This is a genomic window from Streptomyces sp. NBC_00038 (genome assembly GCF_026343635.1).
Lineage (GTDB): Bacteria > Actinomycetota > Actinomycetes > Streptomycetales > Streptomycetaceae > Streptomyces.
Window position 1 is genome coordinate 913705 of record NZ_JAPELQ010000002.1, and the last position, 19907, is coordinate 933611.

The window sequence follows — 19907 nt, forward strand, 5'->3', positions numbered from 1 at the left end:
GCAGCACCACTTTGCCGGCGACGATGTCGTCAATCTCCTGTCGCAGATCGACGAGCCAGGACAACACAGCATCTTCGACGACGACTCGGCGCACCCATAGAGCGTCGTGCTTCACCTTGCGTCGATTTCGAGCCGCGCAGCGGTACGCCTTGCCTCGTGCTTTCGCGGTCTGATGGATCGCGGCCGCACTGTCGCACAGTCCGCAGCGCACGAGTCCGGCAAGGGGGTATACGGGCGCGAGTGCACGTCGCGGCGTTCCGGCCCTAGTGGTGCGCACGTCTAGGAAGTTGTCCCACTCATCACCCGTGACGAGGGACTCGTGTTCGGCGGCGAGGTAGGTGAAGTGGTCGGTCCTTTTGCAGTTGGCTGAATCGCCGCACGACGCTTCCGGGTTATGCACGTACAAGAGGCCGGCGGCGAATCCGCTGTTCATGTAAATCTTGACGCTCTGGTCCTGCCATGGGGTGCCGCGAGTGGTGAAGAACCCGAGGTCGTTCCAGCGTGAAGCGATCGAACCGAACCCGGTTTTCCCCTTGTTGTAGACCTGGAACGCCTCGACGGCGAGTTCAGCCTCGTCGGGCAGCACCTCGTACCGCTCTTCCTGCACGCGCCACCCGCCGAGCCCGTCGGGAATGCGGCGCGGGAACCAGCGGTACCCGTAGCGGCGGCGGCCGGTTGCAGGTAGGCCGAGGCGGCGGCGTAGGTCGTGGGTTTCCTTCCACTGCTCGCCCGCTCGGTCCGACTCGAACGCCGCGACTTCGAGCAGCATGCCGCGGGTGAAGCGGCCGACGGCTGTCTTTGCGTCGACGTCCTCGGTTGCGCTGACGAGTTCGCCGCCGACGTTCTCGATCCGGGCGAGATTGATCGCGACGCCGTGCCGGTTGCGGCCGAACCGGCTGAACTTCCATGACCACAGCTCGCGCTCGGGGCGCTCGTGATCCTCGACGATCTCGATCGCTCGCATGACTTTGCGTTTGAAGTTCCGGCCGGTCGCGTCCTCGTCGATGATCCATTCGGCGACGTATCGGTTTCGGCGGGCTGCAGCGTCCTCGACGACACCCTTTTGAATGTCGATGCTGATCATTTCCTCGCGCCACGTGGAAACGCGGGCGTACCCGATTACGGGAATGAGCTCGGACGCTTTTACGATCGAACGGGCCGGAGGGACGAGAAGTGTCCCGCTTCCGGTTGCCATGAAACCCCCAGATTTACGCGCTGCCGTCTCGGCGCATCTGGTGAGCATGGCGGGCGTGCGGAAGAATGACTATTTCCGCATCGCCCGCCCTCTCAGGAATTTCGGTGCTCAATGCGTCGAGCCGGGCAGCTTTATATCCCATTTCTGCGTACGCCTGCCGTTCTTGGACGGTCAGGCGCGCGACGTGCGCTTGCTGCGCCATGATCACTTGGGTGTTGTGTCGAGAGTTGAGGTGCAGGGACGCGGCCGCCGAGACGACCAAGGTGATCATTCCGATTCGGTAGGTCGCTGCTCGATCTGTGACTGTTCCGTGAAGGGCGCACACAATCCCCACAACTGCGAAAGCCTTGGCCAGAACTGTCACTCTCCGCTGGTCCCGCATCGTTCACCCCTCTGCGGCAGCACCCCCCGCAGCGCTGTCGCCCTTGTCGATACCGTCACGCTTAAGGCGTCGAACCATGGTCGCAAACCACGCTTGATCTTCTTCAGGGACACCTGCAGCCACAGCTACCTCTTCCGGTGTCAAGCGCTTTCCGGACTGTACCCCGAACTGACCGAATTCCTCCTCTGGAAGAGCAAAGTCGGTTTTCGTTGCCTTGCCTGTTCGAATGAGCAGCTCTACGACGGGAATGCCAGTGCTGCGCCCGAGCGCGAGCAGCGTCTCGTACGAGACAGATTGACCAGACATTAGGCGCGCGATGATTGACGCCGATAGTCCGGTATCCCGCGCGAGCTGTGCGCGGCCGCCGCTGCGCTCCGACGACAGGTCGTACCCCTTGTCAGTCAGGACGCCAACTAGCCAGACAAGCCACTCTGGCCGCTCCCCCGTGCTCTCGATCTCGTCATCTCGTCTCCGCATGCGCGCAGGCTACCGCTACTGGAAGGTCGTTATGCCGACATTCCACTAGCGGAAGCGCAGGTCAAGGCGTTCGGCGTACAACCTTCCGCCATCGCCGCACGTCGCTCCCATACTCGAACATCTGTGCGTTTTCCGCAATCGGAAACCGGATGTTGAGAACTTCCAGCATCGGAACTTCCACCATCGGAAGGACCGTGCTACCTTCCTTCCATCAAAGGAACTTCCACTACTGGAAGGAAGCCGATGCACACCATCGTGCTCAAGGTCGACGACTTCCTCGAACTGGCCAAGACCCGCGGCGACATCACGTACGAGCAGCTGTCGGCAACGACCGGGCTCGGCGTCGCGACCCTGCACCGGATGCGCAACGGCGGGCCGGCGAGCTCGACCGCGATCGCCGCGATCTGCAACGCGTACGACGTCGCGTTCGAGGACGCGTTCACGTTCGGCACGGTCACCCCGAAGCGAGTTCCCGCTCAGCGACCGGCCCGACGCGTGAAGGCTGCCGCCGCATGAGCACCGCCGAGACTCCGTCGCTGGTCCGCACGCGGGCCGTACAGGCGGCCGCCGCCGCCCTCGTTGACGCCGTCGCCGAGCGCGCCGCACGCACCCCTCGCGAGGCGGCCGAAGCGGCGTACTACCCCGGTCACCGGCTCGGCTCGGTCGAGGCGATCGAGGCCGAGATCATCCGACGCCGCGACGCCGAGGCGGCCGAGCAGCCGCTCGCCGCGTAGCTCCCCGCACAGAACAGAGGGGCCGTCCCGCAACGGCCAAGGAGCGGAACGACCCCGGGGCGCACGCCCCACTCAATCCAGCTAGGAAGAAAGCGAGGCGACGCCGTGAGCGTCCAGCCTATCCCGCTGCACCGTAAGCCCCGGCCGATGACCGCCGAGCAGCAGCTCGTCGCCGTCGAGTCGACGGTCTCGTACCTCAACCTGCCGACGGCGCGGCCGCCGATCGTCCGCGACGACGCCGTGCACGTGGTCGTCGTCGACGGCGAGCAGTTCGCCGCGTGGGTGTTCGCCCTCGGCGGCGACGTGAACCGTGCGCCGCAGATCGACGGGGCGTCGCTGTGGTCGCTGCGCACCGAGACGCCCGCCCGCGGCGACGGCTCGAAGGTGGCGATCCGCGTGCACGTCCCGCTCGTGCACGACGAGTTCGTGCCCGCCGAGTTCCGCGGGGCGGTGTCGGCATGACGAACCCGAAGATCGAACGGGCAGCCCGCACGATCGCGGCCGCCGTCGTGCACGGCACCTCGGGCGACCCCGCCCTCGAAGCGGCGCAGGCGCTCGACGAGTTGGGACTGCTCGCCCCGTCGACCGACCCGTTCTCGGTGCCCGGCAAAAACCGGCCCGCGCCGAGCCCGGCCGCCGTCGCCGCCCTCGACCAGTGCCGCAGGGCGAAGAGCGTCGCCGACAGCGCGCGGGCGCAGGCCGACGGCATGCCGGGCAAGCCCGACGTGTCGGCCGCCGGCGGCGAGGTCAAGTTCGTCGTTCATCCGCGATCGCTCGCTGACTGGCGGCAGTGGATGCATGCGCTCGGCGTCGGCGACGCCCGAGCCGACTCGACCGGGGTGTCGATGACCGTCCGCTGCACGGTCGGCGGCGTCCGCGCCCGCCTCGTCGGCATCGGCGTGCCCGCCCTGTACGGCGAGCAGCTCGCCGACCTCGGCCGCCGGACGGCGGTCCGCCCGTGATCGAGAACGCACTCGTCGCTGTCGTGCTGCTGCTCATCGCCGCGGCGCTCGTACTCGCTTCTTCCGGGGGGTCCCGATGACCAAGCCGAACACGCCCGTCGACGGGCCGTACCGCATCACCGTCGAGCCGCTGCCGACCGGCGTAACCCTCGACGTCGAGGCGTTCGTGCAGGGCGTCGTGCACGACGTCGTCGAGGCGCTGCTCACCGACAAGTACGCCGACCGCTTCGACGCCCTGCACGAGCTGCAGCCGCGCGACCCGCACGTGATCGAGCGCCCCGCCGACCTGCCGTTCGAGCAACTCGTCGAGGACCTCGTGAGCGAGGTGCGCACGAAGCTGCCGGTCTACGGGCTGCAGACGCTCAGGCTCGCCGGCCGGATCGAGCAGCTCGCGACGCCCGCGATCGCCGCCCTGCAGGCGCAGGCCGCGGTGCACGCCGTCGCCGTCGACTCGATTGTGCGCGGCGAAGGGAGTGCGGCCGCATGATCTCGCTTCCCAACGCCCGCCGCGCGGCCGCCGACGTGCTGCGCGAGTACGACCTCGACGGGCTGCCCGAGTGGCGGCTCGCCGCCGACGACGACACCGGCCGGACCGAGCCGCAGTGCATCGCGCCCGTCTGCCCCGACTCCGAACACGAGCGGGTCGACGCGAGCGTGTACTCGTGCTGCCCCGGTCCGGTCGTCGAGGTCGGCGACCGGCTGCTCGCCGAGTACCTCGTCGCGCTGCTCAACGACGACCGCGGGGCGGGTGAGTCCGCGTGACCAACTACATCAGCGAGTGCGGGTACTGCCGCGAGACGCAGTTCACGGGGTGGTATAGCAAGAGCGCCCCGCACGACATGTACGGGCGTGTCGACCGCGATTACTGCGACGGGCGGCCGGTCGCGTACTGCTCGGAAGAGCACCGCGACGCCGCCGACGCGCTGCGCGAGTCGTCCGCGGCCGCCGCGGCGGCGCTCGCCGAGCTGCTGACCGCGCCGCCCGCGTGGCTGCCGCCGGTCGACCATTGGGAGATCGCCGAGGACGACGGCGCGTGGCTGTTGTCGGCGTCGCTGCGGGGCGCCGACGACCTCGGCGAGAGTCGCCGGTATCACCTGATCGAGCGGATCGCCGCGGCGTCGAAGCTGCCCGTCGAGGACGACGGCCGGATCGTGAAGGCGCGGTTCGTCGTCGACGGCGTACAGGCGCAGGTGTGGTACCTGCGCCCGATCGAACGGTGGATCGTCCCCGAGCAGTGCGCGACGTGCCCGACCGAACTCGGGGCGCCCGACGTCAAGTTCGTGCGCCTCGGCGAGGGGCGCGACGCCCCGGTCGTCTGTGTCGCCTGCCGCGACCGCATGTACGCCGCATGGATCCGGGCTGCACGGAACGAGACGCTCGTGAAGGCACGCGAGGCGGCCGCCGGCATGTTCGAGGTCGAGGCCGGCGAGCGCCGCCCGATGTGGCGGGTCATCATCACCGACAGCGAGTCGCCGACCGGGGTCGCCCTGGTCTGCACCGCCGAGGGCGACGACGACTTGCACCTGTGGGCCAACTTCGGGAACGGGATCGAGCGTGTCGTCGACGGCGTGTGGGACTGCTGCCCCGACACGCAGTTCGACACGTACTCGACTGTCCTCGCCGAGTACCTCGTCGAGCTGCTCAACGCGGACACCGAGGCGGGTGAGCAGCAGTGAGCGCCCGGACCGTGATCGAGCACGCGTTGCGCGTCTACTACGCCGACAGCCGCGACCCGAACGGGCTCGTCGAGACGCTGCTCGCGAAGTACGACGCCGAGCGCGCCGCGATCCCGCCGCTGTGGGTCGCCGACTACGACGGCGCCCCGCTCACCCTGCACCTGACCCGCGAGGCTGCCCGAGACGCTTGTGACGACGTCGCCAAGGTAGACGCGCACGGTCAGTGCTGGGACTGGCGTACCGAGGACGGCGACGTCGACCGGCAGTTCTGGACGCACGCCGACGACGACCGGCCGACCGGTTACACCGGTGGCTCTGTCTGGCAGGTAACCGTCGAGGGGGGTGAGCAGGACACCCGCGGCGGATCGCCGCAACAGGGCGAGTCCACTCACCGGCACCCGCGCCCGTGCGAGTTCCCGACCGTGCTGCCCTGCAGGTGCCCGCGCCCGTCGGCGCTGCCCGAGGCATCGTTCATCCGCGCCCGGCATCGCGGCCGCATCGCCGCGTTCTTCCGCGGCGCTGCCGAGGGGCACGCCGCTCGGTCGGGGGCGGCGGCATGACCGACCCGAAGTGGGCTAAGTCGACCGAGCGGGGTCGGTACTACACCGACCCCGCCGGGGGGCCGGACCTGATCAGCGTGACGAACGCGCTCGGCAGCATCGCGAAACCGGCGCTCGTGCCGTGGGCGGCCGGGATGGCAGCCGACGCCGTCATCGCCGACCCGATCGCGACTGCCCGGCGGGCGCGTACCGAGCCGACCGAGCTGCGGAAGGAACTCGTCGCCGCCTCACGGGAGTACAGCGAGCGGGCGATGGATCTCGGGACGCGCGTGCATGTGCGGGCCGTGTCGCTCGTGCTGAACACCCCGCACCCGTACGACCCCGAGGTCGAGGCGTACGCCGTGCAGCTCGCCGCATGGTTCCGGCTGTGGCGCGTGCAGTTCGACCGCGACGTGCTCGCGATCGAGACGACCGTGATGCACCGCAAGGCGGGTTACGCCGGCACGGGCGATCTGTGGATATGGCTTCCGACCGGCCGGTACCGGCGGCGGCAGTTGTGGCTCGTCGACTACAAGACGAGCGGGCCGAAACCCGACGGCACGGTGAAACCGGACGACACGGTGTACGACGAGCAGCCGCTGCAGCTCGCGGCACTGCGGCACGCGCCCGAGTGGCTGCTGCCTGACGACACGAGCGAGCCCGCGCCGCGGGTGCACCGTACGGCGCTGCTGAACCTGCGGCCGCGGTCGCACCGGTTCATCGAAGTGCCGTCCGGCCGGGCGGAGTTCCGAGGCTTCCTCGGCGCGATGCGCACCCGTCAGTACCTCAACGACGCGCCCTCGGCGTACCCGACGGTTGTACCGCCGTGGGCGCCGGGCGCCGACCGAAAGGCAGCGTGACCCATGGGATCGCGCATTATGACCATGAAGCGGCAGGCGGCCGAGCTCGGCCGTATCCGCACCGGTTACAGCCGGCCGAACCCGAAGCCGAACGGGCGGCCGATCCCGGTCAAGTCCAAGACGTTCATTCTCACCTCGCACTCGCGCGAGTACATCGCGGCCGCGGCCGAGCTGTACGGCGGCCGGGTCGAGCAGTGGACGCCGCAGGGGCAGCCCGTCGCGCAATGGCGGGTGGTCACGGAGGCGACCGAGCTGCGGGCGATCCTGCCCGCCGGCGACCCGCTCGACCAGGCCAACGAGAAGTGGACCGCGGGCGGGTGTGAGCGGCGCTGCGACGGCGTCACCGAGAAGCTCTCGGGCCGTCCGTGCATCTGCCTCGCGCAGTACGGCGACGAGTGGCATGAGCGCAAGCCCGAAGAGGTGTGCCGGCCGACGTCACGCGTCGGCGTGTTCCTGCCCGACCTGCCCGACCTCGGCGTGTGGCGGCTGGAGACGAAGTCGTATTACGCGGCCGACGCGCTCGCCGGCGGGCTCGACACGGTGCTGCAGGCGACCGGCGGTAAGGGCATGTTGCCCGTCCGCATGTGGATCGAGCAGCGCAAGGCGGTGCGCGCGGGTAAGACGAAGCAGTTTCAGGTGATCGTCGTCGTGCCGTCGCTGCCGAAACTTCGGCACGCGCTGTCGGGCCCGATCTCGACCGCGGCCGCCCTCGACCCGGCGAGCCTCAACCGTGCTGCGATCGAGGCGGCGCCCGCCGAGGCGGTCGACTACCGCGCCGAGGCGGTCAACTGCCGTACCGCCGAGCAGGTGTTGCAGGTCTGGCAACGGGCGCGGGCCGAGGGGCACGCCGACGACCTCGTGCTGCGCGACGACCTCAAGAAGATCGCCGAAGACATCGCGGCCGGCGTCGACCCGCGTACGGGCGAGCTCGGCGACCAGGACGGCGACGCCGAGGCGGACGACGAGGGCGTCGTCGACGGCGAGTTCGTCGACGAGGGCGGCGAGGACGACGAGGACGGCGGCGAGGAACCGCCGGCCGCGCACCCCGAGGCCGCGTGGCCCGAGGCAGCGACGCCCGGCTCGAAGGGTGCCGCGCGATGACATGGCACCTCGGCCGATGGGCCGCGTTCGACCTTGAGACGACCGGCGTCGACGTCGAGAACGACCGGATCGTGACCGCCGCCGTACACGCCCGCGGCGGCGGCATCGAGCCCGAGGCCGGTGAGTGGCTCGCCGACCCCGGTGTCGAGATCCCGGCCGAGGCGTACGACGTCCACAAGATCAGCACCGAGCACGCTCGCGAACACGGCGCCCCGGCCGAGCAGGTCGTGCGGGAAGTCGCGGCCGAACTCGCCGCGCAGGTCACCCTCGGCGGGGCGGCGATCGTCGGGCATAACGTCCCGTTCGACCTCACGCTGCTCGACCGCGAGTGCCGCCGGTATGGGCTGCCGACGCTGCTCGATCTGCTCGACGGGCGGCCGCTGTACGTGATCGACACGCGTGTGCTCGATCAGCGGGCCGTGCCGTTCCGCAAGCGCGTGAGCGAGAAGCAAGGGGCGCGGCAGCTCATCACCCTCGCGCAGTTCTACGGCGTGCCGTGGGACGAGGAGAAAGCGCACGGCTGCTCGTTCGACGCGATCGCCGCCGCATCCATCGCGTACCGGATCGCGCTGCTCGCGCACATGCGGCGGGCGGACTGGCCCGACCACGTGCGGGCCGAGCGCCGCGTGTCGTTCATGCCGTTCCGCGACCTCACGGTCGCCGAGCTGCACGAGCAGCAAATCGAGTGGGCTGCCGAGCAGGCGGCCGGGCTGCAAAAGCACTTCCAGAAGACCGACCCGAACGCCGTCGTCGACGGCGCGTGGCCGCTGCGCCCGTGGGTCGAACCGACTGCCGCCGAGGGGGCACTCGCATGACCGACCGGTACATCATCGGGTTCGACGGCGCCAACAACGGCGACGCCGCGATCGTGGTCGCGGTCGAGCGCGACGGCTCGTACAACGTCAGAACCAAGGGCGTGTGCGATCACCTCGCCGCCGATCTGCTGCGCGGTATCGCCGACCGACTCGACGCGCGACACGGCCCGTTCCCCTGCACCCCGCCGCCCGAGCAGCACGACCGGCCGGCCGACGACGAGCCGATCGAGTACGAGCACGCCGACCCGCACGGCGGCCGCCTCGACCGCGAGCGGGGCGTGTGGCGCGACCCGCGCGGCGACGCGTTCGATCTGTCGCTCAGGTGGGCCGACTGGTTCGAGCGCGCGTGGCAGTGGGACGGCGCGACCGGGCAGTTCGGCGAGCCGATCCTGCGGGCCGAGGACGACGGCGAGCAGCAGCCGCTCAGTCTGCTGCGCACCCTGTACGGGCCGATCAGTCCGCTGTCGGGCGGTGCGGCATGACCGACATCATCCCCGGACTGATCGCGGCCGACGACGTGCCGGTCGACGACCGCACCGCCGCCCCGACCGAGCTGCAGGTGATCGGGTTCGATCTGTCGATCACCTCGACCGGCGTCTGCCGTACCGACGGCTCGACGTTCCGGATCCGGACCCGGCAGAAGGACGGGCCGCGCCGACTCACGATCATTCGCGACGTGCTGACGGTCGAGGTCGCCGAGCAGCGGCCGCACCTCGCCATGATCGAAGATCTGCCGACCAAGATGCACCCGCGGTCACTCAAGCCAGTCGCCGCACTGCACGGCGTCGTGCAGGCGCTGCTCGTCGACGCCGGCGTGCCATGGGCGTACGTGTCGCCGGCGACGTTGAAGAAGTTCGCCACCGACAACGGCGGCGCCTCGAAACGAGACATGACCGCGGCCGCATTCCTCGCAGATGGCGCGACGTTCGAGGACGACGAGGGCGCCGATCAGGTCGACGCATGGTGGCTGCGCGCCGCCGGGTTCGACTGGCTCGGGCTACCGCTGTTCACCATGCCCGAGGCGCAGCGCGAGTGCCTGAGCAAGGCGGATTGGCCGGACACGTACGCGCAGCGGTACGTGATGGGGGCAGCAGCATGAAGCCACCGTTCCCCTACTACGGCGCGAAGGGGCGACTCGCCCCGTGGATCGTCGGGCTCATGCCGCGCGAACACCGCGTGTACGTCGAGCCGTTCGCCGGCTCGGCCGCGGTGCTCTTCGCTCGACCGAGGCCGGCGGCGCACGAGGTACTCAACGACCTCGACGGCAACGTGACCACGTTCTTCCGCGTGCTGCGCGACCGCGAGCAGGACCTCGTGCGGGCGCTGTCGTTGACGCCGTACAGCCGCGAGGAGTATCGGGCGGCCGACCTCGAGGCCTCGCCCGATATCGACGAGATCGAACGCGCCCGCCGGTTCTTCGTGCGCACAACGCAGTCGTACAACGCGGCCGGCGCCGCAGCGAGTAAGCGCGCCTCGTGGTCGAACGGGATGCGCCGCGGCTCGTCGCAGGCGACGACCGTCGCCGACCTCGTCGACCGGCTGTACGCCGCGGCGAGCCGGCTGCGGAAGGTTGTGATCGAGAACCGGCCGGCCGCCGAGATCGTGCGGCTGTACAGCGCTCCCGACGTCGTTCTGTACTGCGACCCGCCGTATCTGGACTCGACCCGATCAGGGTTGAAGGCGCACAAGCGGGGCGACTACGCGCACGACACGAACACCGAGTCGGATCACCGCGAGCTCGCCGAGGTCCTGCACACGTCCCGCGCCGCGGTGCTGCTCTCGGGCTACCCGTCGCCGCTGTACGACGAGTTGTACGGCGATTGGGAACAGGTCGAGGTCGCCGTGCAGCGGCCGACGACGAACCGGCGCGGCAGCACCGGATCGGCAGGCATCGAAGTCGTGTGGTCGAACCGGCCGCTGTCGAGGCAGCCGGCGCTCTTCGGCGACGCACTCGACGAGGCGGTACCGGCATGAGTGCCGCGGTCACGCCGACGATCGGCGGTCGTCACCCCGGATTCGGTCTGCGGGTCCGGAAGGACGGTAACCGGGCGCTCGCCGTGGCCGATGCCGACTGCCCGTGCGGGAAGTTCAGCGAGGCGGCGAGCGGCGACGTTGACGTCGAGGCGCTCGTGATCCGGTACGGCCGGCACCGCCGCGACCAGTGTTCGAACCCCGTGATCCGTGCAGTTGCTGCTCGGCAGTACGCGGCGCTGCAGCAGTCCCTCAACAAGCGAAGGAAGTGATCACCCATGCCCAGGTTGGAAGAAGACGCAGAGGTCGAGGTCAAGCTCGACAGCGCAGCCGCATCGCTGGAAGGTGCGATTCCCGCGATCCTGCGCCGCGGATTGTTCGAGGCGCCCGGCGCCCGGATCGTCGCGGTCGTCGAGTTCGCGAGCACGCAGTACACCGGGCACGCGTCGGGCGAGGACAAGTCGCCGCAGGTGAAGCTACGGATCAAACTCGCCGAGGTCGCCACCGAGGGCGACCAGATCAGGCAGCTGCGCGAGGTCATGCGCGCCATGTACCGGCAGCGCAAGATGAACGGCACTCTCGACGAGCTCGGACCCGGCTCGCACGACGTCGACGCCGCGGTCGAGCTGCTGCTCGCCGAGCACCCGACCGAGGGCGAGTTCGAGGCGCACGAGGCGCAGCAGCGCGCCGCGAAGCAGGGTCACGGCCGAGTCGAGCAGTACGGGTGACCAGGCAGCCCAAGAGCAGCGGTGGCGCGCGCCGAACGCGCTGCCGCTGCGGGCGCCCCGTATATCGGCAGATCGTCGGCGCCCTCGACGTGACCGCGGACGCCGACGGGCTCACCCTCGCCGAGGCGCGGCAGCGCACCACTCCGAACCGGCTCGCATGGTGCCTGTACCAGCGGGGGGAGTGGTCGCCGCAGAACCTGCGGAGCGCGCACCCGAGCAGCCACCCCGCGGACTGCCCGCACCCGCACGTCGTCGACCACGTGTGCACCGGCCCGCCGCCTGCCGCGCCGCCCGCCGGCCGCAGAACCCGAAAGACGTCGCCGTCTGTCCACCCCGGACAGCAGCAACTCGCGCTCTGATCACAGGAGTTCACCCGATGGCATGGCTCGCCGTTGACGACAGCGCCGACACCCACCCGAAGATGATCGCCGCCGGTAACGCGGCGCTCGGGCTGTGGCTCAAGGCGGGCGCGTACGCCGCGCGTCATCTGACCGACGGCATCGTGCCCGGCGCCGTCGCCCGGATGTACAGCAACGGGTCGAAGACACAGATTGCGAAGTTGGTCGCGGCCGGTCTGTGGCACGAGCACGGGCACGCCTGCAGGCACCCGAAGTGCAAGCAGCCGGCCGCCGGCGACTACGCGATTCACGACTACCTCGTTTACAACCCCTCGCGCGCCGAGGTCGAGCGCAAGCGCGAGCGAGCCGCAGAGAAGAAGCGGAAGCAGCGCGCGGTGCAGTCCAGTGATCAGCCGTTGCCTGATCCCGACGAGGAGCGGCACGGCGACGACGGCGACCAGGACGCCCCGCCCCGGCCGGCGCGGCGCGACATGCACGAGCAGCGCCCGATCGCCGAGGACTGGCAGCCGAGCGACGCGGACGTGCAGGCGGCGCAGCTCGCTCGCGCCGACGCCGGCCGGCCGCAGCTCACCGCGCAGCAGCTCGACGCCGTGACCCGCAAGTTCGTGCGCCGCATGGCAGACGAGGGCAAGCGGGCGGCCGCGTGGGGCGGTCGCTGGCAGCAGTGGGCCGAGACCGAGCGCACCGAGCAGCCGGCCGTCGGAAGCAACGTCGTGCAGCTCGGATCCATGACCAAGGGAGCGCAGCAGCGAGCCGGGCTCGACGCGCTGCGGCAGCAGATGAACGGAGGGCACTCCGCATGAACCTCGACGAGACCCTCGACCTACTCGGGCAGATCTCGCTCGTCGACGACCGAGTCGTCAAGGTCGACCACATCGAGCAGCGGGCGCAGGTCACCATGTGGGCCGCGGTGCTGCGCGACGTGCCGCTGCAGTTCGCCGGCGAGGCGGCCGGCCGCCACTACGCCGAGCAGCCGTGGCCGATCAAGCCGAGCGATATCGCGACCCGTTGGCGGGATGCCGTACGCGACCGGCTCGGCCGGGCGACGGGCACGTTCGAGCCGACCCATCACCCGCACCTCGACCCCGACGACGTCGGCGGGTACGTGCAGGCGCTGCGCGCCGACCGCGGCGCCGTGGCCGGCGGCGACTCGCAGCCGGTCGCAGTCGCCGAGTTGATGCCTGCGGTCGGCGACAGGTTCGGCAGCCGGCTCGCCGAACTCGTGCCTGCGAACGCCGAGTTCACCGAGGCCAAACAGCAGCGTTACCCGCGCCGCGAGCAGCCGAAGGGGCCGCCCGAGCGGGCCGTGCACTGCCCGGCGTGCGGCGCCTCGGCGGGCCGACCGTGCAAGACGACGAGCCGAGGCCGGCAGATGACCGGCACGCATCCATCGCGCCGCGATGTGTACGAGGCGGCGCAGGCCACCGACAGCAAGGGGGACCAGTCGTGAAGGTGTACACCGACCCGCTACTCGCCGAGACCGTGCCCGACGGCACGTTCGGCGGCGCCCGCCCTCGCCGCGGCCGCGTTCGCGAGCAGCAGCGCACCAACCCGGCCGAGGGGCGCCGGCGCCTCGCTGAACTCACATCCGAGATCGCTGCCGCGAGCGCATCCCGTCGCGCCCGCCTCGCCTCGACCCCGACCGCCCGCCGCGCCGCATGACGCGTGCACACCTCGAAGGGACACCCGCGATGACCGAAGATCGACAGCCGCTCACCGCCGTCGAGGCGCTCGCCGCGTTCGCCGGCCGCCACACCGACCCGGCCGCCGTGCAGGCGCTGATCGCCGAGGCGACCCGCGAACTCACCGGCCGCACCGTCGTGTGGCCCGAGGACAACGTGACACCGCTGCGGCTGTACTTCCGGCGTCACGAGGACGTGAGCGGGGTGAGCGGCGAGGGGCGCATCGCCGACGGCGTGCAGTGGCCCGACGGCTCGCTGTCGATCCGGTGGCGCGGGCCGCACCCGAAGATCGATTTCTGCGATCGCGGGGTCGACACCGCCGAGTTCGTGCACGGACACGACGGGCTCACCGAGCTCGTGTTCATCGACCAGCCCGGCGAGACGCCCGCGCCGGCCCCGGCCGCAGCCGGCTCGGCGGCCGCCCCGCTCGTCGTCCGGCGGGTACTCGAACACGCCCTGAAGAAGCCCGTTCCCTGCCCGAAGTGCTCGCGCACCGCGCAGTGCAGGTGCATCGCCGACCGCACCGAGGGGCGTATCGACGCCGTGCTCGGCGCGCTCGCCCCGTGGCTCAACTCCGGTACAGGCGGGGCGGAATGAGCGCGTTCGATCACGACGACGTCGCCGACCTCGACGTCGCCGACCTCGACGTCGCCGACCTCGACGTCGCCGACCTCGACGTCGCCGACCTTGACCTCGACCCCGAGGACGTCGAGCAGCTCGCCGAGCTGACCGACGAGGACCTCGCGGCCGCCCTCGACTGGCTGCACGAGCGGAACCCGCTCGACGGTTACGGCACCCCCGTGACCAGGCCCCGCAAGCCGAACGCAGCCGGCCGCCGCATGGAAGACCTACCGCCCCTCTAACTCGCCCGCCATCCACAACCTGTGAGGTAACCCGTGGAAAACTCCAGTGCTCTCAACGGCCCGACCCAAGAGGCGTACGACGCCGCGTGCGCTGCGCTGTGGGCACACCGCGACCGCGCCAATGCCCTTGAGGCCGCCCTCGACGCGATCCGCGTGTGGCGGCACGGTGTGCCGACCATTCACCCGGCCGAGTTCGCCGGTCTCGACGCGGTGCTCGACGCCGCGGTCGACGGCGTCGCGACGCCCCTGCAGCGGCTGCGGCCGCCGAGCAGCCTGCAGGAAGCGGTCGCCGCTCACCGCGCCGTGATGCGCGAGCGGAACACGTCGCTCGCAGCGACGCGCGTCGTGTGGGATCAGATCGAGGCGGCCGCGCTGCGCGACATCGACCGGCACATGCACCCCGAGGTCGGGTGAGTGCCGATGCCCGCCTCGCAGGCAGCGTTCGAGGCGCTCGCCGTCCGGCTGCGGTTCGCGAGCGATCCCGGCTCGGTCGACATGCTGCTCGACACGTGGCTCGACTACCGCGACCGGGCGACCGAATGGGACGCGAAGCGGTGGGGGTTCGAGGACCCCGACCGATGGTGCGAACGCGAGCGCGCCGAGCTGAACCGAAGAGCCCGCCTGTACGTCGGGCCGCCACCCATGGATCACGAAGGGGAACGACTGTGAACATCCCGTTCCGCGTACGCATCGCGTGCGAGCAAGCCTCGAACCGCACCCTCGACACCCTCGCCGTGCTGCTCGGCTACTGCAACGACCGCTCTGTGAACAGTGGCGTACCGGGCGACGGCGGCGGTTACCTGCACTGGCGGTGCGCGTTGCGCCGCGGGCACGAGGGTCTGCACCGGTACCGCAACTACGTGTGGAACGAGCAGCGCGACGTCGAGTACGCGCCGGTCGCGCTGGCCGACCGGATGCCGTCGCAGCCGTGGGATCGCAGGTGCATCGGCACCCGTCGACAGTTCCGGCAGGCGATTGAGTGGCACAAGATCCAGGACGAGAAGCGGGCCGCGCTCCGCGCCGAACGGCGCCGCGCCCGCTGACACGACGGCGGGGCGCCCCGAGCCGGCAAGCATCGGGCGCCCCGTCCCCCTTCGCGGTGTGATCAGCCTACGCCCCACGCACCACAGGAGCGCTCACCATGCAGCACGCCGCCCGCCGCAGCACTGCCGACGACCTGCAGGTCGTCATTGACCACTGGACACACATGCGCGACCTGATCGACACCTCGCAGACCGCCGACACGTGGCCGCCCGCCATGGGTAAGGGCGAGTACCTGCACGACCTCGACCGCGCCCGCCGCGAGTTCGAGATCGCGATCGAGCACGCGCAGCACCTCATTACCAAGACCGACGAGCACGGCCGGCCGCAGTACGAGTGCGTGCACTGCGACTACGTCGGCGAGGGCGGGCCGCACACCCCGCGCGCCGACCGCGACGGGCTCGTGCTCGGCGAGCGCCCGGTGCCGTTGCGCCTGCACGTCGTCGACGCGTGCCGCGCCGTCGAGAATGCGCTGTGCGCGCTCGCCGACGAGGTCGCCGCCGCGGTGCAGCTCGGCCCTATGTCGCCGATGCGGCCGGTCAAGCACGGCGGGTACGCCACGCTGCGCGAGGCGCAGGTCGCGGCCGCCGACCGCGCTCGCCGCGATCTGCTCTCGGCCGCGGACGCCGCGAGCCCGGCTCGCTGGTCGTACACCGGCGGCCGCAGTGCAGTGCGCGCCGCCGAGTGGCTGCTCGCCCGGATCGAGGGGCAGCCCGGCCCGTTCCTTCCGCTGCGCGGGCTACACCGGGCGCACATCGCGGTCGTGGCGGCCGAGGCGGCGCGGCGGGTCGAGCGGACGATCGGCGGCAGCGTCGACCGGTACTCGGTGCCCATGGATGAGCCGTGCCCGTACTGCGGCGGCCGGCTCACGATGCACGCGGGCGGCGGCGAGAACGACGCCGTGACGTGCTCGGGTCCGGACTGCGAGGCGCCGGTCGGGCTCGACGGCGGCCGGCGTACCTGGTCGACGGCCGAGCAACTCGCCGCCCTGCAGCGCGAGGTCGAGGCGGCGGCGCGGCGCCGTAAGCGCGCGACGGATCGGGCACGGCAGCGAGCAGCAGCTCGCGCTCGGCGCTCGGCCGCGTAGTCGTACGACAGGACGCAAACGACCCCGCCGCGGATCACGGCGGGGTCGTCGTCGTTGGCCTACTGCTCGTCGTCCTGCAGGTCGGTTCGGGCGCCGGGGCGCAGGTCGCGGTTGTCCCAGTAGGTACGTACCTCGTCGAGGTCCCACTCGTCACGGGTACTGCCGGGGCGGCGTCGAGCCGGCGGGAAGTCGTCGTGCGTGCGACGCCAGTTGTGCAGCGCCTGCCGCGTTACGCCGAGTTCGGTCGCGAGGGTCGACATGTTCACGAGCCTCGGTTCCCCCTCGGCCGCATCCGTCGACTGCGGCTCTTCCCGCTCTGGCATGTCGCTCATCCTGCCCTAACCTCGTTGACACTGTAAAGCAGGTTCACGTACCGTCGAACCCGCACAACGGAATGCCTCGGCCGGCGCTGGCACGCCATACGGCCGGGGCGGACCGTGCCCGCAACCGTCACGAAGAGGGCTGATCCGCGTGGCCGATGGTAACGGCGAGCTCAACAGCTCGCCCACCAGCACAGACCGACCCAAGTTCACCGACCTGCAGCGCCGACTCATCGCCGGCGTTGCGACCGGTGCCGCCCTGATCGCAGTGATCGGGTTCGTCGGCTCGTACGCCGCCGTTCGCCGCCTCGCGGAAGCGAAGCACTTCGGCGCGTTCGCAATGATCTTCCCGGTCGGCGTCGACGCCGGGATTCTCGTGCTGCTCGCCCTCGATCTGCTGCTCACGTGGCTGCGCATGCCGCTCGGCATGCTGCGTCATACGGCATGGCTGCTGACCGCGGCGACGATCGCGTTCAACGGGGCGGCCGCATGGCCCGACGCGATCGGCGTCGGCATGCACGCCGTGATCCCGATTCTGTTCGTGGTCGTCGTCGAGGCGGCACGGCACGCGATCGGGATCGCCGCGGATATCAGCGCCGCCAAGCACATGGAATCGGTACGGCTGTCACGGTGGCTGCTCGCTCCGATCGGGACGTTCCGGCTGTGGCGGCGTATGAAGCTGTGGGAGCTGCGGTCGTACGACGAGGTGATCGCCCTCGAACAAGAGCGGCTGATCGAGCGGACTCGGCTGCGCCGGCGGTACGGGTGGCGGTGGCGGTCTAAGGCTCCGATCGAGGCGGTGCTCGCGCTGCGCCTCACGCGGTATGGGCGCCCTCTCGCCCCGGTCGAGGTCGCCCTCGACGTCGACGACGCCCCGGCCGACGAGACCGCCCTCGCCCCGCAGGGCGCCCCCGAACTGCCGCCCCCGCCCCCGGTCGCCCCCGAGCCGAGCGCCCCGCGGCGCCCCGCCCTCGACGACCAGGGCGCCCCGAAGGATCCCGCCCCGGACGACGAGGGCGCCCCCGAGCGCCCCGCCGACGAGGGCGCCCCCGACAGCGAGGCGCCCCGCGACGAGACGAACCCGCCCTCGCGCACCGAGGCGAAGCGCAAGGTTCGCGCCCTGTACGACACGCTCAACGCCCGCCCGAAAGAGGGGCAGATCGTCGATCTGCTCAAGAGCCTCGACGGCTACCCGCACACCTCGCGCCGCCACGCGCAGAAGCTGCGCGACGAGATCGAGCGGAAAGAGCCGACGCTCGCCGCACGCGGCTCGGACAACGTCACTGCGCTAACCGGAACCTGATCAGGAAGGCACGCGCCATGACCACTCCCAAGCGAGCATCACGCGTCCGTATCAACCTCACCGGCGCCCCGCAGCAGCCGGCCCAACCGCCGCCCGACGAGCCCGTCGGCAAGCCTGCGTCGCGCGTCCGTATCAATCTCACCGGCAAGCGCACGACGGAGTGACAGCACCGTGACTGTGACTGCGACTGCAGTCACAGCTCGACCTCACCCCCCTCTCACCCGCCCGAATGCACGCGGACACACACCCCCGCAGCACCACGACCGCAGTCGCAGTGAAGGAGCAACCCCGGTGTCAGACACCACAGCACCGCCCGCGCCGACCGCGGCCGCGCCCGCACCGCCCGACTCGGCGACCGCCGCGCCGCCGATACCTGCGCCCGCACCCGCCGTCGAGCCGGCCGCCGAGACCGAGCCGCGCACCCGCCGCCGTCGTGGCGGCATACCGATCGAGCCACTCGTGATCGGCGTCCTAAACGGAACCGCGACGGCGACGACCGCCGCCTACCAGGCAGCCGGCCCGATGGGGATCGCGGCCGCGGCGGGCACGGCTGTCGTCCTCGCGGCCGGCGGCGTCGTGCAGCGGCGCCGTACTGTCCGACGTCGCGCGACGACCGCCGCGGGGCGCACCCGGGGCGGGGCGTCCGGATCGCCCCGAGGGCGTACTCGGGGCGGGGCGTCGAGCGGCTCGTCGGGGCGGGGCGCCGCCTCGGGGCGGGGCGGGGCGTCTCGCCGGGGCGGCAGCTCCGGGGCGTCCGGGGCGGGTTCCGGGGCGCGGGGCGGGGCGGGGCGTACCCGTCGGGGCGCCCTCGGCTCGCTCGGCGGGCGGGGCGCGGGGCGCCTGAAGACGCCCCGGCTCAACTCGCCCAAGAACGGCGGGAAGCACAAGCGCCCCGGCAAGGGCGGCACGTCGCCCTCGAAGCAGAAGCGCACGCCCCGCACCCGCAGCCGGCTCGGCATGGTGCGCCCCGCCGCGAGCGCTGCCCGCCGCGGCATGGCGGGCGTCGGCCGCGGGCTGCGCGCCACGGGGCGCGGCATCCGTGGCACGGGGCGAGGTATCGCTGCGGGTGCCCGCGGTGTCGGCCGCGCGGCGCGCTGGACTGCCGCCCCGGCTCGCGCACTGTGGCGCGGTACCGCCGCCGCGCGCCGAGGTGCCGGCCGCCGGATCGCCCGAGCCGCGGGCGCGGTGTGGGACGGCGCACTTGCCGGGCTCGGCGGGCTCGCCGCCGCGGTGTGGCGCTGGAGTGGCCGAGCCGGTCTCGACACGCTGCGCGCCATCTGGCAGCGCCGCCGCCGCAACCGCGCCGCCCGTCAAGCGGCGAACGGACCCGCCATGACCGGTCCGACGATCGCGGCGACCCCGCCGCCGGTCGCCCCCTACGTACGCCGCCCGGCGACCGCCGGCGGATCCCCCTCGACCCTTGGAGGACGCATGTCCGGCGGACACCACTTCCTTGCACCCGCAATGGAGCTCGAACGCATCGCGACGACCTACACGCCCGACGGCATGATGCAGGTCGGCCGCGACTTCGGGGCGCTGCCCGACGCCCTCGAACACATCGCGAACGCCATGAAGATCACGACGGCGCGCGCCGACGCCGAGCAGCCGCTCGACCCGAACATCGTCGAAATCATGAAGCAGATCTATCTACTGCAGATGAAGGCGTCGACCCTCGCGCGCGACCTCGCGCCCGCATTCAAGCGGCTGCACCACGTCGACATCACGCGCCTGCAGAACCCGCGCAAGGGCGCCAAGGCCGAGGCCGAGTGGGACGTGCGCGCGAACGCCGACACGAGCCTCTGAAAGGGCAGA

Annotated in this window: 32 protein-coding genes and 1 pseudogene; 29 read left to right on the plus strand and 4 right to left on the minus strand. The window is 71.2% G+C overall.

The window, feature by feature from the left end:
* Nucleotides 1-70: 70 nt before the first annotated feature.
* The 3 genes and pseudogenes from OG219_RS47270 to OG219_RS47280 all read right to left on the minus strand — a co-directional run.
* A pseudogene (locus tag OG219_RS47270) lies at nt 71-1243 on the minus strand (recombinase family protein); the annotation flags it as partial.
* Nucleotides 1209-1466, minus strand: a complete 258-nt coding sequence (locus tag OG219_RS47275; RefSeq protein ID WP_266835948.1) for a hypothetical protein — start codon at nt 1464-1466, stop codon at nt 1209-1211. The pseudogene OG219_RS47270 and the gene OG219_RS47275, both read right to left, overlap by 35 nt.
* Before the next feature lie 114 nt (nt 1467-1580).
* The gene (locus OG219_RS47280; RefSeq protein WP_266835947.1) at nt 1581-2054 is read right to left on the minus strand and encodes a helix-turn-helix domain-containing protein; all 474 of its coding nucleotides are present in this window, start codon (nt 2052-2054) and stop codon (nt 1581-1583) included.
* Nucleotides 2055-2297: 243 nt separating this feature from the next.
* Here OG219_RS47280 and OG219_RS47285 point away from each other — a divergent pair, with 243 nt between their 5' ends.
* The 26 genes from OG219_RS47285 to OG219_RS47410 all read left to right on the plus strand — a co-directional run bounded on the left by OG219_RS47285 (nt 2298) and on the right by OG219_RS47410 (nt 16472).
* The gene (locus OG219_RS47285; protein WP_266835946.1) at nt 2298-2570 is read left to right on the plus strand and encodes a helix-turn-helix transcriptional regulator; all 273 of its coding nucleotides are present in this window, start codon (nt 2298-2300) and stop codon (nt 2568-2570) included.
* On the plus strand, nt 2567-2788 hold the full coding sequence (locus OG219_RS47290; RefSeq protein ID WP_266835945.1) for a hypothetical protein: 222 nt from the start codon (nt 2567-2569) through the stop codon (nt 2786-2788). The genes OG219_RS47285 and OG219_RS47290 overlap by 4 nt, the downstream gene beginning before the upstream one ends.
* Nucleotides 2789-2893: 105 nt before the next feature.
* Nucleotides 2894-3250: a hypothetical protein gene (locus OG219_RS47295; RefSeq protein ID WP_266835944.1), complete on the plus strand. Its 357-nt coding sequence runs from the start codon at nt 2894-2896 to the stop codon at nt 3248-3250.
* A complete protein-coding gene (locus tag OG219_RS47300) occupies nt 3247-3750 on the plus strand; it encodes a hypothetical protein (protein ID WP_266835943.1) in 504 nt (167 codons plus the stop codon). Before OG219_RS47295 ends, OG219_RS47300 begins: the two co-directional genes overlap by 4 nt.
* 76 nt (nt 3751-3826) lie before the next feature.
* Nucleotides 3827-4237, plus strand: a complete 411-nt coding sequence (locus tag OG219_RS47305) for a hypothetical protein (RefSeq protein ID WP_266835942.1) — start codon at nt 3827-3829, stop codon at nt 4235-4237.
* On the plus strand, nt 4234-4512 hold the full coding sequence (locus OG219_RS47310; protein ID WP_266835941.1) for a hypothetical protein: 279 nt from the start codon (nt 4234-4236) through the stop codon (nt 4510-4512). The genes OG219_RS47305 and OG219_RS47310 overlap by 4 nt, the downstream gene beginning before the upstream one ends.
* Nucleotides 4509-5426 carry a hypothetical protein gene (locus OG219_RS47315; RefSeq protein WP_266835940.1) on the plus strand — a complete coding sequence of 306 codons (918 nt, stop codon included), beginning with the start codon at nt 4509-4511 and terminating at the stop codon, nt 5424-5426. Before OG219_RS47310 ends, OG219_RS47315 begins: the two co-directional genes overlap by 4 nt.
* Nucleotides 5423-5986 carry a hypothetical protein gene (locus tag OG219_RS47320; RefSeq protein ID WP_266835939.1) on the plus strand — a complete coding sequence of 188 codons (564 nt, stop codon included), beginning with the start codon at nt 5423-5425 and terminating at the stop codon, nt 5984-5986. Before OG219_RS47315 ends, OG219_RS47320 begins: the two co-directional genes overlap by 4 nt.
* Nucleotides 5983-6825, plus strand: a complete 843-nt coding sequence (locus OG219_RS47325; protein ID WP_266835938.1) for a hypothetical protein — start codon at nt 5983-5985, stop codon at nt 6823-6825. The genes OG219_RS47320 and OG219_RS47325 overlap by 4 nt, the downstream gene beginning before the upstream one ends.
* A 3-nt stretch (nt 6826-6828) precedes the next feature.
* Nucleotides 6829-7926: a hypothetical protein gene (locus tag OG219_RS47330; protein ID WP_266835937.1), complete on the plus strand. Its 1098-nt coding sequence runs from the start codon at nt 6829-6831 to the stop codon at nt 7924-7926.
* Nucleotides 7923-8741: an exonuclease domain-containing protein gene (locus OG219_RS47335; protein WP_266835936.1), complete on the plus strand. Its 819-nt coding sequence runs from the start codon at nt 7923-7925 to the stop codon at nt 8739-8741. The genes OG219_RS47330 and OG219_RS47335 overlap by 4 nt, the downstream gene beginning before the upstream one ends.
* Nucleotides 8738-9223: a phiSA1p31-related protein gene (locus OG219_RS47340; protein WP_266835935.1), complete on the plus strand. Its 486-nt coding sequence runs from the start codon at nt 8738-8740 to the stop codon at nt 9221-9223. The genes OG219_RS47335 and OG219_RS47340 overlap by 4 nt, the downstream gene beginning before the upstream one ends.
* Nucleotides 9220-9840: a hypothetical protein gene (locus OG219_RS47345; protein WP_266835934.1), complete on the plus strand. Its 621-nt coding sequence runs from the start codon at nt 9220-9222 to the stop codon at nt 9838-9840. Before OG219_RS47340 ends, OG219_RS47345 begins: the two co-directional genes overlap by 4 nt.
* Entirely contained in the window at nt 9837-10715 is an 879-nt protein-coding gene (locus OG219_RS47350) for a DNA adenine methylase (protein ID WP_266835933.1), read from the plus strand. The genes OG219_RS47345 and OG219_RS47350 overlap by 4 nt, the downstream gene beginning before the upstream one ends.
* Nucleotides 10712-10984, plus strand: coding sequence for a hypothetical protein (locus OG219_RS47355; RefSeq protein WP_266835932.1), 273 nt, complete (start codon nt 10712-10714; stop codon nt 10982-10984). Before OG219_RS47350 ends, OG219_RS47355 begins: the two co-directional genes overlap by 4 nt.
* A 6-nt stretch (nt 10985-10990) precedes the next feature.
* Entirely contained in the window at nt 10991-11440 is a 450-nt protein-coding gene (locus OG219_RS47360; RefSeq protein ID WP_266835931.1) for a hypothetical protein, read from the plus strand.
* Complete coding sequence (locus OG219_RS47365) at nt 11437-11799, plus strand: hypothetical protein (RefSeq protein ID WP_266835930.1); 363 nt, start codon at nt 11437-11439, stop codon at nt 11797-11799. The genes OG219_RS47360 and OG219_RS47365 overlap by 4 nt, the downstream gene beginning before the upstream one ends.
* Nucleotides 11800-11816: 17 nt before the next feature.
* Nucleotides 11817-12602: a hypothetical protein gene (locus tag OG219_RS47370; protein ID WP_266835929.1), complete on the plus strand. Its 786-nt coding sequence runs from the start codon at nt 11817-11819 to the stop codon at nt 12600-12602.
* A complete protein-coding gene (locus tag OG219_RS47375) occupies nt 12599-13249 on the plus strand; it encodes a hypothetical protein (RefSeq protein WP_266835928.1) in 651 nt (216 codons plus the stop codon). Before OG219_RS47370 ends, OG219_RS47375 begins: the two co-directional genes overlap by 4 nt.
* A complete protein-coding gene (locus OG219_RS47380; protein WP_266835927.1) occupies nt 13246-13461 on the plus strand; it encodes a hypothetical protein in 216 nt (71 codons plus the stop codon). The genes OG219_RS47375 and OG219_RS47380 overlap by 4 nt, the downstream gene beginning before the upstream one ends.
* A 29-nt stretch (nt 13462-13490) precedes the next feature.
* On the plus strand, nt 13491-14078 hold the full coding sequence (locus tag OG219_RS47385) for a hypothetical protein (RefSeq protein WP_266835926.1): 588 nt from the start codon (nt 13491-13493) through the stop codon (nt 14076-14078).
* Nucleotides 14075-14344, plus strand: a complete 270-nt coding sequence (locus OG219_RS47390; RefSeq protein ID WP_266835925.1) for a hypothetical protein — start codon at nt 14075-14077, stop codon at nt 14342-14344. The genes OG219_RS47385 and OG219_RS47390 overlap by 4 nt, the downstream gene beginning before the upstream one ends.
* A 33-nt stretch (nt 14345-14377) precedes the next feature.
* Complete coding sequence (locus tag OG219_RS47395) at nt 14378-14758, plus strand: hypothetical protein (RefSeq protein ID WP_266835924.1); 381 nt, start codon at nt 14378-14380, stop codon at nt 14756-14758.
* Between the two features lie 6 nt (nt 14759-14764).
* Nucleotides 14765-15013, plus strand: coding sequence for a hypothetical protein (locus tag OG219_RS47400; protein ID WP_266835923.1), 249 nt, complete (start codon nt 14765-14767; stop codon nt 15011-15013).
* Nucleotides 15010-15387, plus strand: coding sequence for a hypothetical protein (locus tag OG219_RS47405; RefSeq protein WP_266835922.1), 378 nt, complete (start codon nt 15010-15012; stop codon nt 15385-15387). The genes OG219_RS47400 and OG219_RS47405 overlap by 4 nt, the downstream gene beginning before the upstream one ends.
* A 98-nt stretch (nt 15388-15485) precedes the next feature.
* A complete protein-coding gene (locus OG219_RS47410; protein WP_266835921.1) occupies nt 15486-16472 on the plus strand; it encodes a hypothetical protein in 987 nt (328 codons plus the stop codon).
* A 59-nt stretch (nt 16473-16531) separates the two neighbouring features.
* Here the strand turns inward: OG219_RS47410 and OG219_RS47415 are convergent, their stop codons facing one another.
* Nucleotides 16532-16795 (minus strand): hypothetical protein, encoded by a 264-nt coding sequence (locus OG219_RS47415; RefSeq protein WP_266835920.1) that lies wholly within the window; start codon nt 16793-16795, stop codon nt 16532-16534.
* Nucleotides 16796-16943: 148 nt separating this feature from the next.
* Between OG219_RS47415 and OG219_RS47420 the strand changes: the two genes are divergently transcribed.
* The 3 genes from OG219_RS47420 to OG219_RS47430 all read left to right on the plus strand — a co-directional run bounded on the left by OG219_RS47420 (nt 16944) and on the right by OG219_RS47430 (nt 19898).
* Nucleotides 16944-18095, plus strand: coding sequence for a DUF2637 domain-containing protein (locus tag OG219_RS47420; RefSeq protein ID WP_323183339.1), 1152 nt, complete (start codon nt 16944-16946; stop codon nt 18093-18095).
* Nucleotides 18096-18112: 17 nt separating this feature from the next.
* The gene (locus OG219_RS47425) at nt 18113-18259 is read left to right on the plus strand and encodes a hypothetical protein (RefSeq protein WP_266835919.1); all 147 of its coding nucleotides are present in this window, start codon (nt 18113-18115) and stop codon (nt 18257-18259) included.
* 127 nt (nt 18260-18386) lie between these two features.
* Nucleotides 18387-19898, plus strand: a complete 1512-nt coding sequence (locus OG219_RS47430) for a hypothetical protein (RefSeq protein ID WP_266835918.1) — start codon at nt 18387-18389, stop codon at nt 19896-19898.
* The last annotated feature ends 9 nt before the right edge of the window (nt 19899-19907 follow it).

Excerpts from the sequence above, each read along its gene's own strand:
- OG219_RS47285 (WP_266835946.1), top strand. The coding sequence starts at position 2,298 with ATGCACACCATCGTGCTCAAGGTCGACGACTTCCTCGAACTGGCCAAG.
- OG219_RS47350 (WP_266835933.1), top strand. The coding sequence starts at position 9,837 with ATGAAGCCACCGTTCCCCTACTACGGCGCGAAGGGGCGACTCGCCCCG.
- OG219_RS47300 (WP_266835943.1), top strand. The coding sequence starts at position 3,247 with ATGACGAACCCGAAGATCGAACGGGCAGCCCGCACGATCGCGGCCGCC.
- OG219_RS47360 (WP_266835931.1), top strand. The coding sequence starts at position 10,991 with ATGCCCAGGTTGGAAGAAGACGCAGAGGTCGAGGTCAAGCTCGACAGC.
- OG219_RS47275 (WP_266835948.1), bottom strand. The coding sequence starts at position 1,466 with ATGATCACCTTGGTCGTCTCGGCGGCCGCGTCCCTGCACCTCAACTCT.
- OG219_RS47385 (WP_266835926.1), top strand. The coding sequence starts at position 13,491 with ATGACCGAAGATCGACAGCCGCTCACCGCCGTCGAGGCGCTCGCCGCG.
- OG219_RS47325 (WP_266835938.1), top strand. The coding sequence starts at position 5,983 with ATGACCGACCCGAAGTGGGCTAAGTCGACCGAGCGGGGTCGGTACTAC.
- OG219_RS47425 (WP_266835919.1), top strand. The coding sequence starts at position 18,113 with ATGACCACTCCCAAGCGAGCATCACGCGTCCGTATCAACCTCACCGGC.
- OG219_RS47335 (WP_266835936.1), top strand. The coding sequence starts at position 7,923 with ATGACATGGCACCTCGGCCGATGGGCCGCGTTCGACCTTGAGACGACC.
- OG219_RS47310 (WP_266835941.1), top strand. The coding sequence starts at position 4,234 with ATGATCTCGCTTCCCAACGCCCGCCGCGCGGCCGCCGACGTGCTGCGC.
- OG219_RS47355 (WP_266835932.1), top strand. The coding sequence starts at position 10,712 with ATGAGTGCCGCGGTCACGCCGACGATCGGCGGTCGTCACCCCGGATTC.
- OG219_RS47370 (WP_266835929.1), top strand. The coding sequence starts at position 11,817 with ATGGCATGGCTCGCCGTTGACGACAGCGCCGACACCCACCCGAAGATG.
- OG219_RS47400 (WP_266835923.1), top strand. The coding sequence starts at position 14,765 with ATGCCCGCCTCGCAGGCAGCGTTCGAGGCGCTCGCCGTCCGGCTGCGG.
- OG219_RS47305 (WP_266835942.1), top strand. The coding sequence starts at position 3,827 with ATGACCAAGCCGAACACGCCCGTCGACGGGCCGTACCGCATCACCGTC.
- OG219_RS47415 (WP_266835920.1), bottom strand. The coding sequence starts at position 16,795 with ATGCCAGAGCGGGAAGAGCCGCAGTCGACGGATGCGGCCGAGGGGGAA.
- OG219_RS47290 (WP_266835945.1), top strand. The coding sequence starts at position 2,567 with ATGAGCACCGCCGAGACTCCGTCGCTGGTCCGCACGCGGGCCGTACAG.
- OG219_RS47375 (WP_266835928.1), top strand. The coding sequence starts at position 12,599 with ATGAACCTCGACGAGACCCTCGACCTACTCGGGCAGATCTCGCTCGTC.
- OG219_RS47280 (WP_266835947.1), bottom strand. The coding sequence starts at position 2,054 with ATGCGGAGACGAGATGACGAGATCGAGAGCACGGGGGAGCGGCCAGAG.
- OG219_RS47390 (WP_266835925.1), top strand. The coding sequence starts at position 14,075 with ATGAGCGCGTTCGATCACGACGACGTCGCCGACCTCGACGTCGCCGAC.
- OG219_RS47330 (WP_266835937.1), top strand. The coding sequence starts at position 6,829 with ATGGGATCGCGCATTATGACCATGAAGCGGCAGGCGGCCGAGCTCGGC.
- OG219_RS47340 (WP_266835935.1), top strand. The coding sequence starts at position 8,738 with ATGACCGACCGGTACATCATCGGGTTCGACGGCGCCAACAACGGCGAC.
- OG219_RS47410 (WP_266835921.1), top strand. The coding sequence starts at position 15,486 with ATGCAGCACGCCGCCCGCCGCAGCACTGCCGACGACCTGCAGGTCGTC.
- OG219_RS47345 (WP_266835934.1), top strand. The coding sequence starts at position 9,220 with ATGACCGACATCATCCCCGGACTGATCGCGGCCGACGACGTGCCGGTC.